We start from the raw sequence: 11,975 nt of genomic DNA, 5'->3' as shown, positions 1-11,975 counted from the left end.
TATAAAAATATCCCGCAGAGCTGCCGGTAAGACCAGCAGCCGTCTGCGGGATATTTTTATGTAAAGTGAAGTTTTATAGTTCACTTTGTATTCTGAGTCCGTAAAATGATCATTTAATGATAGTTCCGGTCTTCTCACGGTAGCCGTCTTTTGCATGGGCCATGTCTGTGATGATGGTACGGCGTCCGGTTCCCTTCTCCACGAAGGAAACACCTGCTTCGATCTTAGGAAGCATGGAGCCTGCCGCAAACTGTTTGCCGGCAATATATTTCTTGGCATCTTCTGTGGAAATAGTATCCAGATAAGATTCGTGATCCGTATTATGGTCAAGGCTTACTTTCTCGACGCTTGTAAGGATCATCAGAGTGTCAGCGTTCAGTTCTTCTGCAAGAAGTCCTGCTGCCAGGTCTTTCTCGATGATGGCGCTGGCACCATTCAGCTGAGTTCCCTGCTCAAGAACCGGGATTCCGCCACCGCCTGCGGCAATGACGATCTGCTCTGCTGCAGAGAGGACCTTTACGGTTTCAATCTCTACGATCTTCTGTGGCTTCGGTGCTGCAAGGATACGTCTGTACTGGCCCTCGCCCACCTTTGTGACAAAGTTTCCTTTTTCTTCTTCAGCCTCGGCCTCTTCTGCGTTAAGAACACGTCCAATGATCTTCTCTGGCTCTGCAAATGCTTCATCGTATGGATCGATGACAACCTGTGTCAGAACTGTGCTGACCGGTTTGTAGATCCCTCTGGAGATAAGCTCAGCACGGATGGCGTTCTGAAGGTCATAGCCGATATAACCCTGGCTCATGGCGGAACATACGGACATTGGTGCAAATGTATAATCAGGATGTGCCTTACCGAATTCATTCATTGCGGTGTGGATCATCCCTACCTGCGGACCGTTGCTGTGGGAGATCACTACGCGGGTTCCCTCCTCTACCAGATCTGCGATTACCTTCGCTGCGAGTTTTGTAGCTGTTTTTTGCTCTGGAAGTGTGGTGCCAAGTGCCCGGTGGCCTAATGCAACTACTACGGTTTTTTCGCTCATAGGAAATACCTCGTTTCTCTTAAAAATTGGAATGAAATCAGTTACTGTATTCAGTAACGAGTACATCGAAAACGATGCACGAATATTATATTTTATTATAAAAGACCTATGTGGGAAATGCAATAGAAAATCGAGTGTTTTCCGAGACAGGAAAAACCGCCTGATCCAGTCAGACGGTTTGATTCCTACTATTTTTTGAGGGGGGAGATAGAGAGTGGTTTTTCATCTATCCAACACCTATTATATAGAGAAAATATGTTTAAAATATGTCGTTAATCTAAAAGAAATGGAAAATTTATAAAGAAAGTTTAAACAAACTTTATAATTTTTATATCCGGTTGCGCATGGTCTGAAAATGTGATACATTGAAAAAGTCTTGATCCTGCATTCTGCGGGATCTGTTCACGCATCGTTTCGATGCAGAAATCCATTTTATTTTATCGAAAAAAATATTGATCATGCATCATTTGCCGGGGAGGGATGCCTTTGTCTGTGGAAAAGTAAGTTTCTGTAAAAAAAACATGTGTATAAGAAATGCCAGATCAGGCAGAAATGAGGAAGAGCCATGAAAAACAGAATATGGAAACAGATGAAGAAAGCCGGAATTGTGACAGTGCTGGCAGGAGCCATGCTGGGAGGAACAATAGAACCGGAGCTGACTCTGGGAGCAGATTTTTTGCCGGGACAGGCACCGTTTATCGATCAGAGTGTGTTCTGGAAAGACATAGAATCCGGACAGGCGGAGCTTGGGATCCGGATTCGCGGCCTGAATGAATGGCTGTCCGGGAGAAGGTTTTCGGAGGATAAGGAGAAAAATGAGAAGTGGGGCGATGAACTTCAGAAGATTGAAGATCCATCGGTGGAGCAGGAAGAAGAGATAGAACAGGAGCTGCCAGAGAATGACTTGCAGCAGGAAAAGGAGTCAGAACAGGAGCTGCCAGAGGATGATTGGCAGCAGGAAGAAGAGCCAGAACAGGAATTGCCGGTGGATAAGGTTGTGGAAGGAATCGGAATAGAAATGGAGGAAGGATATGAGCACGTGGAGCAGCTGGCATCCGGGGAAACAGTACAGCCGGAGGATGAAGAGCAGGAGAAAACGGGTCCGCTCACACCGGAAGGAACGTCGACCGGAGGGGAAAATGTAGGGAATGAAGAGGAAGGTGAGTTTGAGGAGACGCAAAAGCTGACGCTGGTCACGTATATTTCGGAGTATTTTGTTCCGGAAACGGATTCTGTCCCGAAAAATATGGCTGCACAGCAGATTTCTGTAAGGAGCCAGAGCGGTGAAGCTACAGAGATCACAAAGCTGGAAAGCGTGCTGAACGTGGAGCAGAACGGGCAGGATGAGATTTTTTTCCGTATCCCGCTGATCCTGCGGCAGGAATACCGTTTTCCGGCAGAGAAAAGCAGTTATCCTGTGATTCAGGAGGAACCGCTTCAGAAGGACTGTACCGGTGCGGGAACCTTTCTCATGACAGAAGAAAACGGGGAAAAGCTGGTGATCGCAGAGGGGATCTCGCCTATGTTGGACGTGGAGGCTGCTGAGGCTGATATGGAATTGTCGGTAATTGCACAGAATAAAAAAATGAAAGCAGGGCAGACCATCCGTTATCAGGTAGAGATAGCCAATACCGGAAAGCTGGATCTTGCAGATATCCGTCTGACCAGCAGCCTTTCATGCCCTAAGATCCGGCAGCTGTGGGAAGATGCAGAAGGCCTTCTAACAGAAGGGGCTGTGGCGGAATTTGCAGAATTAAAAGCCGGAGAGAGCAGGAGCTTTTATGTACAGGCGCCGCTTCTGGATGAACAGGAAAAAGATCTGGAGCACCAGGTGGAAGCAGAGGCCAGGGTGAAGGACAGAGTGGAGGAGGTGATCCGGAAGAACGCTTCCACTATAAATGGTCTGGAGGCACTGAAGGCGGATCTTTCTGTAAAGAAAACTGCAGACAAAGAAACCGCTGCACCGGGTGAGACTGTGACCTATCAGATCTGTATCGTGAATACCGGTGAAAAAACGCTTCATTCGGTTGTGGGAACGGAGCGCTTTCAGGCAGCAGGGATCCATGCACAGTTTCTGGAGCAGGAAGGTGTAACGCTCAACAGCAGCCGTACAAAGGCAATGATCCAACAGATCCCGCCGGGAGAGGCAGTTTCTCTTCAGGCTGTGGTGAAGATCCCGGGAAAAACAGCGGATCAGAAGCTTTTTAACCAGGTGACGGTCACAAGCCAGGAAACCGGAGAGCGATTGATGGAGGCCTCCGCTTCTGTCATGGTAAAAGGAGAGGTGGCTATTACGCCGGAAGAAGGGCTGCCTTTGCAGGGAGATGACCAGGGTCCGGCTTCCGGTCAGATACAGATGGCAAGAACTGCGTCCACACATCCGAAGACCGGAGATGATACCAGGAGGGATTTGTGGACGCTTCTGGCAGTGACAGCTTTGGTGACTGTGCTGGGCGGCATCTGGCTCCGGAAAAAATATGCGGATATTTATGGAAAAAGCTGATGTTACTGAGAACGGAGTGAACAGTAACAAGCTGATATTTTACAAGGCGGCCGTACCTCAAAGAAACGTTGAAAACAGGGGGGAGGTGTGCTATTCTATATGGTATGTACAGAAAATAAGAACAGTATATTTCCCGCCTCCGGTGTGCTGCCGTCAGACCGGAAAAAGGGAAGATGGAGGAGAAAAATGAATCTTTTATCCTTATTGGAACATCTTGAATACAAATGCCTTCAGGGAAGTACAGAGCAGGAGGTTTCTTCTGTTGTATATGATTCCCGCAAAGTAGAAGAAGGGAGCCTTTTTATCTGCATCAGAGGTGCGGTCGTGGATGGACATAAATTTATACCTGATGTTGTGGCAAAGGGTGCGAAGACACTCATCGTGGAAGAAGCGGTGGAGGCACCGGAGGATGTGACAGTGATCCAGGTAGAGGATACCCGTTACGCCATGGCCTTTATTTCAGCAGCATGGTTCGGACATCCGGCAGAAAAGCTCAAAACCATCGGTATCACCGGAACCAAAGGAAAAACAACTACAACCTATATGGTGAAATCGATCCTTGAGAATGCCGGATATAAGGTTGGTCTGATCGGAACCATCGAGGCTGTTATCGGGGAGAAGCATATCCCGGCAGCCAACACGACACCGGAATCCTATATGGTACAGAAATATTTTCATGATATGGTAGAAGCAGGCTGCGATGCGGTCGTTATGGAGGTTTCCTCACAGGGACTGATGCTTCACAGAACCCAGGGATTTGTGTTTGATTTTGGAATTTTCACAAATATTGAACCAGATCATATCGGACCGAATGAGCACAAGGACTTTGATGATTATCTGCACTGCAAATCCATGCTTCTCAGACAGTGTAAGGTTGGTATCGTAAATCGTGACGATGAACACTTTGACCGCATTATCGAAGGCCACACCTGTAAACTTGAAACCTATGGATTTTCCGAAAAAGCAGATCTCCGTGCAGAGGGCGCCAGACTCGTTGGAAGAAAGGGCTATCTGGGAATTTCCTATCATGTTAAGGGACTTATGGATTTTCCTGTGGAGATCGATATTCCAGGTAAGTTCAGCATTTACAATTCTCTGACTGCCATTGCCATCTGCCGTCATTTTAAGGTATCCGAGGAGAATATCATCAAAGCTCTGAAGGTGGCCAGGGTCAAAGGCCGTATTGAGATGATCAAGGTATCTGACGAATTCACACTGATGATCGATTACGCACATAATGCCATGGCGCTGGAGAGCCTTCTTGGAACACTGAAGGAATATGATCCGCACAGACTGGTATGCCTGTTTGGCTGTGGCGGAAACCGTTCCAAGCTGCGCCGTTATGAAATGGGTGAGGTTTCAGGAAAGATGGCAGATCTGACCATCATTACTTCAGATAATCCGCGAGATGAGGATCCACAGGCCATCATCGATGATATTAAGATCGGAATGGCAAAAACAGATGGAAAATATGTAGAGATCCCGGATCGTAAAGAGGCGATCGCCTACGCGATCCATCATGGTGAGCCGGGAGATATCATCGTCCTTGCCGGAAAGGGCCATGAGGATTATCAGGAGATCAAGGGTAAGAAATATCCCATGGATGAGCGTGTACTGATCCGGGAGATCCTGGAAGAAGATCAGAAAGCGTAAATGGATGATCTATGCAGATGTGATCATTGACATTTCTCATGAAAAGCTGGACCGGGATTTTCAGTATCGTGTACCTGAGGAGCTGGTGCAGGCAATAAAACCCGGAGTTGTGGTCACAGTGCCCTTCGGAAAGGGAAATACCCTTCGGAAAGGCTATGTGACCGGGATCTCCGGAACGGCAAAATATGATGCGTCAAAGCTCAAGGAGATCCGGGGAGTGTCCACAGACAGTGAGACAACAGAATCCCGGCTGATCGCACTTGCGGCCTGGATGAAGGAGACCTATGGCTCCACCATGATCCAGGCACTGAAAACAGTTCTGCCTGTAAAAGACAAGGTCCGTGCAAAAGAGAAAAGACTGATCCTTTTTACAGGGAAAAAGGAAGAGGGGCAGGCACTTCTTGGAAAGCTGGAAGGCAGCCGCTTTAAAGCACGTGAGCGGTTCCTTCGGGCAATCCTGGAGGCCGGGAGCCTGGATTATACCTATGCCTCCAAAGAGCTTGGAGCCGGCATTTCCGTTCTTGATTTTTTTGAGAAAAAAGGTCTGATAACTATTGAAAGTCAGGAAATGTATCGTATTCCCGAGGGGCTCGGCCTGGTGAAGGAGAACATGGAGTTGAGTCTGAACCAGGAACAGCTTTTGGCGGCAGAGCAGATCTTTCGGGAATGGCAGGAGCCGGACCCAAGGCCTGCACTTCTTTTCGGAGTGACCGGAAGCGGAAAGACCCAGGTTTATATGCGCCTGATCCAGAAGGTACTGGAGGAGGGAAAACAGGCGATCGTGCTGATCCCTGAGATCGCGCTTACTTATCAGACAGTCAGGCGTTTTTATGCCATGTTCGGAGATAAGGTTTCGGTTCTGAATTCCAGACTTTCCCAGGGAGAACGTTATGATCAGTTCAAAAGAGCAAAACGTGGTGAGATCCAGGTGATGGTAGGACCCAGATCCGCACTGTTCACACCGTTTTCAGATCTGGGACTGATCGTTATCGACGAAGAGCATGAACCCACCTACAAAAGTGAGAATACGCCAAGGTACCATGCACGTGAGACTGCCATTGAGAGGGCACGAATGGAACATGCCCGTGTGGTCATGGGATCAGCCACTCCGTCATTGGAAGCCTACAGTCATGCCTGTGACGGAGAATATCTTCTGGTAAAGTTAAACGCACGTTATGAGGAAAGGCCTCTTCCACAGGTATCAATCGTGGATCTTCGGGAAGAATTAAAGAAAGGAAACCGCTCGGTACTGAGTCTGGAGCTGAAGAGGGATCTGGAGCAGGTCCTTGAAAGAAGAGAACAGGCCATGCTGTTTCTGAACCGGAGAGGATATGCGGGCTTTGTTTCCTGCAGAGCCTGCGGTCACGTTATGAAATGTCCTCACTGTGATGTATCTCTAAGTGAACACAATGGCAATCGTCTGATCTGTCATTATTGCGGCTATGAGACTGTGAAACCGGAAATCTGTCCGTCCTGTGGTTCACCGCACATTGGTGGATTTAAGGCAGGAACCCAGCAGATCGAGAAGGTCATTGAAAAAGAATTCCCGAAAGCCAGGGTACTTCGAATGGATTTTGATACTACAAGGACCAAGGACAGCTATGAGAAGATCCTGGCTTCTTTTGCAAAGCATGAGGCAGATATTCTGGTGGGGACCCAGATGATCGTCAAGGGACATGATTTTCCGAATGTGACTCTGGTAGGAGTGATCGCAGCAGATCTTTCGCTGAATATGGATGACTATCACTGCGGGGAGCGTACATTCCAGCTTCTGACTCAGGCAGTTGGACGTTCCGGCAGAGGGAATCGGCCGGGGCAGGCGGTGATCCAGACATATCAGCCGGAGCATTACAGTATCCAGGCTGCGGCTATTCAGGATTATAAGAAATTTTATAAAGAAGAAATGGGGTATCGGATGCTTCTGGACTATCCGCCGGCAGCCCATATGATGACTGTTTTTGGCGCCTGCCAGGATGAAGAACTTCTGAAAAATGCCATGTATTATATAGAAGTTTTTATCCGCAGGGTAAGTCCGAAGGAAGAGCTTCACATGATCGGACCTGCAGCTGCATCGGTAGGTAAGGTAAAGGATGTTTATCGTCAGGTGATCCATCTGAAGCACAGGGATATCTGCTTTCTCACAGCAGTCAGAGAGAAGCTGGAGAAATATATAGAGATAAATTCCGGATTCCGGAAAATATACATTCAATTTGATATGAATTAAAGGAGAAGAAAAATGGCACTTAGAACAATCCGTGTACAGGGGGATTCTGTACTGACAAAAAAATCCCGGACAGTAGACAAAATGACACCGAGGATCGGGGAACTGATCACAGATATGCTGGATACCATGTATGATGCAATGGGTGTTGGCCTCGCTGCACCACAGGTAGGAATCCTGAAACGTATCGTTGTCATCGATGTAGGTGAGGGCCCGATCGTGCTGATCAATCCGGAGATCCTTGAGACAAGCGGCGAGCAGACCGGTGACGAGGGATGCCTGAGCGTTCCGGGAATGGCAGGACAGGTAACACGTCCGAACTATGTGAAGGTAAAAGCACTTGATGTAAATATGAACGAACAGATCTACGAGGGAGAGGGCCTTCTGGCAAGAGCATTCTGTCATGAGATTGACCATCTGGATGGAAAAATGTATACAGAACTTGTGGAGGGAGAACTTCACAAGGTAACTTATGATGAAGAAGACTAAAGGCGGGATACTATGAAGATTATTTATATGGGAACTCCGGACTTTGCGGTGGCGCCTCTTGTAGCACTGGCAGAGAACGGATATGAAGTGGAGGCTGTGATCACACAGCCGGACAAACCGAAGGGCAGAGGCAAAACTATGATGCCTACTCCTGTAAAAGAAGAAGCACTGAAACACGGGATCCCGGTACTGCAGCCGGTGAAGGTAAGAGATCCTGAATTTGTGGAAGAACTGAAAAATCTTGCACCGGACATCATCATTGTTGCGGCATTTGGGCAGATCATTCCAAAGAGCATCCTGGATATGCCGAGATTCGGATGTATCAATATCCATGCGTCTCTGCTTCCTAAATATCGTGGAGCTGCACCGATCCAGCAGGCGGTGATCGACGGTGAAAAAGAATCCGGCGTTACTATTATGCAGATGGGAACCGGTCTGGATACCGGTGATATGATTTCCAGGATCGTGGTTCCGCTTGCCAAAGATGAGACAGGTGGAAGCTTGTTTGATAAGCTCGCACAGGCAGGTGCAGAGCTTCTGGTACAGACTTTACCGTCCATTTTTGACGGAACTGCAACCCGCGAGAAACAGCCGGAGGAGAGTCCCACACCATATGCTGCCATGATCTCCAAAAAAATGGGGCTTCTGGATTTCAGCAAAAATGCGGAAGAACTGGAGCGTCTGGTAAGAGGCCTTGATCCATGGCCAAGCGCTTTTACCTTTATCAATGGAAAAACATTGAAGGTTTGGAAGAGCTCTGTTCTGGAAAAACAGACACAGGAAGCACCGGGAACTGTGATAGCCGCTGACAAAGGAGGAATCCAGGTAGCATGCGGCCAGAAGGTACTCGTGCTCCATGAAGTGCAGTTGGAAGGCAAAAAACGCATGGAAGCGGATGCGTTCCTTCGGGGATATCAGTTGAAACCAGGAGACATGTTCAGAGATTCCAGGGAGTGATGAGTTATGTACGGATATGGTTATTACGGATGGGGAATGGACCCCACGATTCTTTTGCTCGTGATCGGAATGCTTCTTTCTCTTGCGGCATCCGCGAAGCTGCGCAGTACCTTTGCAGTCTATAAAAAGGTCCGGAGTCATTCAGGTATCACTGGTGCGGAAGCTGCACAGAGGATCCTGAGAGCGGCTGGGATCACAGACGTACAGGTGGTTCCGATCCGCGGAAGTCTTACGGATCACTATGATCCGAGAACGAAAACGGTTTCCCTTTCAGAAGATATTTATGGAAGAAATTCTCTGGCGGCTGTGGGGGTGGCAGCACATGAATGTGGCCATGCGATCCAGGATGCGATCAATTATGCACCACTGAATATCCGTTCAGCCATTGTACCTGCCGCAAATATTGGTTCCCAGCTTTCATGGCCGCTGTTTATCGCAGGACTGATCTTTTCCATTGATCCGCTGGTAACTCTGGGAATTGTTTTGTTTTCACTGGCAGTACTGTTTCAGCTGGTGACACTTCCGGTTGAGATCAATGCGTCTTCCAGAGCGCTTAAAATGCTGGAAAGTACAGGTATCTTAGGTGCAGATGAAAAAAAGGGTGCAAGAAAAGTACTTACAGCGGCAGCGCTTACCTATGTAGCAGCTCTGGCGGCATCTATTCTGCAGCTTCTGAGACTGATTATCCTTGCAGGAGGTAGAGATCGTGATTAGCAGCGGAGTAAATACCAGAGAACTGATCCTTGAGATCCTGTTACAGATCGAGGAGGAGGGGGAGCACAGCCATATTGCGATCCGGAATGCGCTTTCCAAATATCAGTTTCTTCCGAAACAGGAACGTAGCTTTATTACAAGAGTATGTGAGGGAACCCTGGAATACAGGATCTATATTGATTACGTCATCGATTCTTTTTCCAAGGTTTCTGTAAACAAGATGAAACCGCAGATCCGTGAGATCCTGAGAAGTGCGGTATATCAGCTGAAATTTATGGACAGTGTTCCGGACAGTGCAGTATGCAATGAAGCGGTAAAGCTGGCACAGCGAAAAGGCTTTTATAATCTAAAGCCCTTTGTCAACGGGGTGCTCCGTACGATCGCAAGAGAGATCGGTGATCTGGAGCTTCCTTCCAGGGAAGAAAACGAAGTCCGTTATCTTTCTGTGAAATATTCCATGCCGGAATATTTGGTAGAAAAATGGAAAGCAGCCTACGGAGTGAAGACTACGGAGAAGATCCTGGAGGATTTTCTGACAGAAAGACCGATCACAGTACGGTGCCGTACTCATAAGGCGTCTCTGAGAGAGATCGTCACCAGTTTGAAGTCTCAGGGAGTGACAGTAGAACAGGCTCCTTATCTTCCCTATGCACTGAAGATTTCCGATTACAATCATATTTTGACACTTGAGACCTTCCTTCAGGGAAAGATCCTGGTGCAGGATGTAAGCTCTATGCTTGTAGCGGAAGCTGCAAGTCCGAAAAAAGGTGACCATATCATCGATATGTGCGCTGCACCAGGTGGAAAAAGCATCCATGCGGCAGACAAAATGGGGGATTACGGAAATGTGGATGCCAGAGATGTAAGTCAGTATAAGGCAGATCTTATCAAAGAAAACATCCACAGGACCGGAGTGATCAATGTGGAAGCCAGAGTTCAGGATGCAACGGTATATGATCCGGATTCCGAACAGGCTGCGGATATTGTGATCGCGGATGTACCGTGCTCCGGTTATGGAGTTATCGGCAAGAAACCGGAAATCAAATACCGGGCAACTCCGCAGAAACAGGAAGAGATCGTAATGCTCCAGAGAATGATCCTGGATAAGGCTGCAAAGTATGTGAAACCGGATGGAACGCTGATCTTCAGCACATGTACCATTGCCCGGGAAGAAAACGAAGAAAATGTATTATGGTTTTTAAAGAATTATCCGTACCGGCTGGAAAGCCTGGATCCGTATATTCCGGAGGAACTGCACTGTAAATCCACGAAGCTTGGCTATCTGCAGCTTCTGCCGGGAATACATAAGACAGATGGATTCTTTATTGCCAGATTCAGAAGGAAATAACAGAAAATGACAGATGTAAAATCCATGACCATGGAGGAATTGAAGGAATTCATGACAAAGATCGGTGAAAAGCCTTTCCGGGCGAAACAGATCTATGCATGGCTTCACCAGCAGCTGGTTACCTCCTGGGATGAAATGACAAATCTTTCCAAAAGCCTCAGGGAAAAGCTTTCGGCTTATCCGATCACAGCACTGACCCAGGCAGATGTAAGGATCTCAAAAATTGACGGAACCAGAAAATATCTGTTCCAGCTGGAAGATGGAAATGTGATCGAGAGTGTTCTCATGCGGTATCACCACGGAAATTCTGTGTGCATTTCTTCTCAGGTGGGCTGCCGTATGGGATGCAGATTCTGTGCATCTACCATCGGAGGACTGACCAGATGCCTGAAACCGTCCGAGATGCTGGATCAGATTTACCGTATCCAGGCAGATACCGGTGAACGTGTGGCCAATGTAGTTGTGATGGGAACCGGTGAGCCGATGGATAATTATGACAATCTTGTCCGTTTTGTCCGGATCCTTACCGACGAAAACGGTCTTGGGATCAGTCAGAGAAATGTGACGGTTTCTACCTGTGGGATCGTGCCGAAGATGTATGATCTGGCTGAAGAAAAGCTTCAGATCACTCTGGCACTTTCCCTTCATGCTCCAAATGATGAAAAACGACAGGAACTGATGCCGATCGCGAATAAGTATTCCATGGATGAGGTTCTGGATGCCTGCAGAAATTATTTTGACAAAACAGGCCGAAGGATCACCTTTGAGTACAGTCTTGTAGCTGGCGTCAACGACAGTGAAGAAGATGCGAGACAGCTGGCAGGCCGTATAAAAGGCATCAATTGCCATGTAAATCTGATTCCGGTCAATCCCATCAAGGAACGCTCCTATGTGAGGTCTACTCGACAGGCTGTGGAGAATTTCAAAATAAAACTTGAAAAATACGGAATTAATGTTACTATTAGAAGGGAAATGGGCAGCGATATCGACGGTGCCTGTGGACAGCTAAGAAAAAGTTACATGGAAAAAACAGAAAGCGAGAAGTGAC

The 11,975-nt window shown here is 47.7% G+C and carries 10 protein-coding genes; 9 read left to right on the top strand and 1 reads right to left on the bottom strand.

Translation table 11 applies throughout. From position 1 onward, the window contains the following. Window positions 1-109: 109 nt before the first annotated feature. Window positions 110-1,042 (bottom strand): carbamate kinase, encoded by a 933-nt coding sequence (gene arcC / locus LI091_RS06780; protein ID WP_015526125.1) that lies wholly within the window; start codon window positions 1,040-1,042, stop codon window positions 110-112. A gap of 565 nt (window positions 1,043-1,607) precedes the next feature. Here arcC and LI091_RS06775 point away from each other — a divergent pair. From LI091_RS06775 to rlmN, 9 genes are read left to right on the top strand one after another with little or no spacing between them, the layout of a single operon-like run. Further along, window positions 1,608-3,545, top strand: coding sequence for a DUF11 domain-containing protein (locus LI091_RS06775; protein WP_265190959.1), 1,938 nt, complete (start codon window positions 1,608-1,610; stop codon window positions 3,543-3,545). After that, a complete protein-coding gene (locus LI091_RS06770) occupies window positions 3,532-3,735 on the top strand; it encodes a hypothetical protein (protein WP_173740612.1) in 204 nt (67 codons plus the stop codon). Before LI091_RS06775 ends, LI091_RS06770 begins: the two co-directional genes overlap by 14 nt. Continuing rightward, complete coding sequence (locus tag LI091_RS06765) at window positions 3,732-5,198, top strand: UDP-N-acetylmuramoyl-L-alanyl-D-glutamate--2,6-diaminopimelate ligase (protein ID WP_022426879.1); 1,467 nt, start codon at window positions 3,732-3,734, stop codon at window positions 5,196-5,198. The genes LI091_RS06770 and LI091_RS06765 overlap by 4 nt, the downstream gene beginning before the upstream one ends. A gap of 4 nt (window positions 5,199-5,202) precedes the next feature. Beyond that, complete coding sequence (priA, locus tag LI091_RS06760) at window positions 5,203-7,422, top strand: replication restart helicase PriA (protein WP_114002105.1); 2,220 nt, start codon at window positions 5,203-5,205, stop codon at window positions 7,420-7,422. 12 nt (window positions 7,423-7,434) lie between these two features. Beyond that, entirely contained in the window at window positions 7,435-7,908 is a 474-nt protein-coding gene (gene def / locus LI091_RS06755; protein ID WP_021651614.1) for a peptide deformylase, read from the top strand. Between the two features lie 12 nt (window positions 7,909-7,920). Next, on the top strand, window positions 7,921-8,865 hold the full coding sequence (gene fmt, locus LI091_RS06750) for a methionyl-tRNA formyltransferase (protein WP_265190958.1): 945 nt from the start codon (window positions 7,921-7,923) through the stop codon (window positions 8,863-8,865). 6 nt (window positions 8,866-8,871) lie between these two features. Then, window positions 8,872-9,579 (top strand): zinc metallopeptidase, encoded by a 708-nt coding sequence (locus tag LI091_RS06745; protein ID WP_015526118.1) that lies wholly within the window; start codon window positions 8,872-8,874, stop codon window positions 9,577-9,579. Continuing rightward, the gene (gene rsmB, locus LI091_RS06740; protein ID WP_044961572.1) at window positions 9,575-10,927 is read left to right on the top strand and encodes a 16S rRNA (cytosine(967)-C(5))-methyltransferase RsmB; all 1,353 of its coding nucleotides are present in this window, start codon (window positions 9,575-9,577) and stop codon (window positions 10,925-10,927) included. Before LI091_RS06745 ends, rsmB begins: the two co-directional genes overlap by 5 nt. A 6-nt stretch (window positions 10,928-10,933) precedes the next feature. Then, window positions 10,934-11,974, top strand: a complete 1,041-nt coding sequence (rlmN, locus tag LI091_RS06735) for a 23S rRNA (adenine(2503)-C(2))-methyltransferase RlmN (RefSeq protein ID WP_015526117.1) — start codon at window positions 10,934-10,936, stop codon at window positions 11,972-11,974. Window position 11,975 lies beyond the last annotated feature (1 nt).

Source organism: Blautia sp. MSK20_18 (assembly GCF_020553125.1).
Taxonomy (GTDB): domain Bacteria; phylum Bacillota; class Clostridia; order Lachnospirales; family Lachnospiraceae; genus Blautia_A; species Blautia_A fusiformis.
Note: the sequence above shows the minus strand (reverse complement) of the source record. Positions and strands in the feature narration are given on the sequence as shown.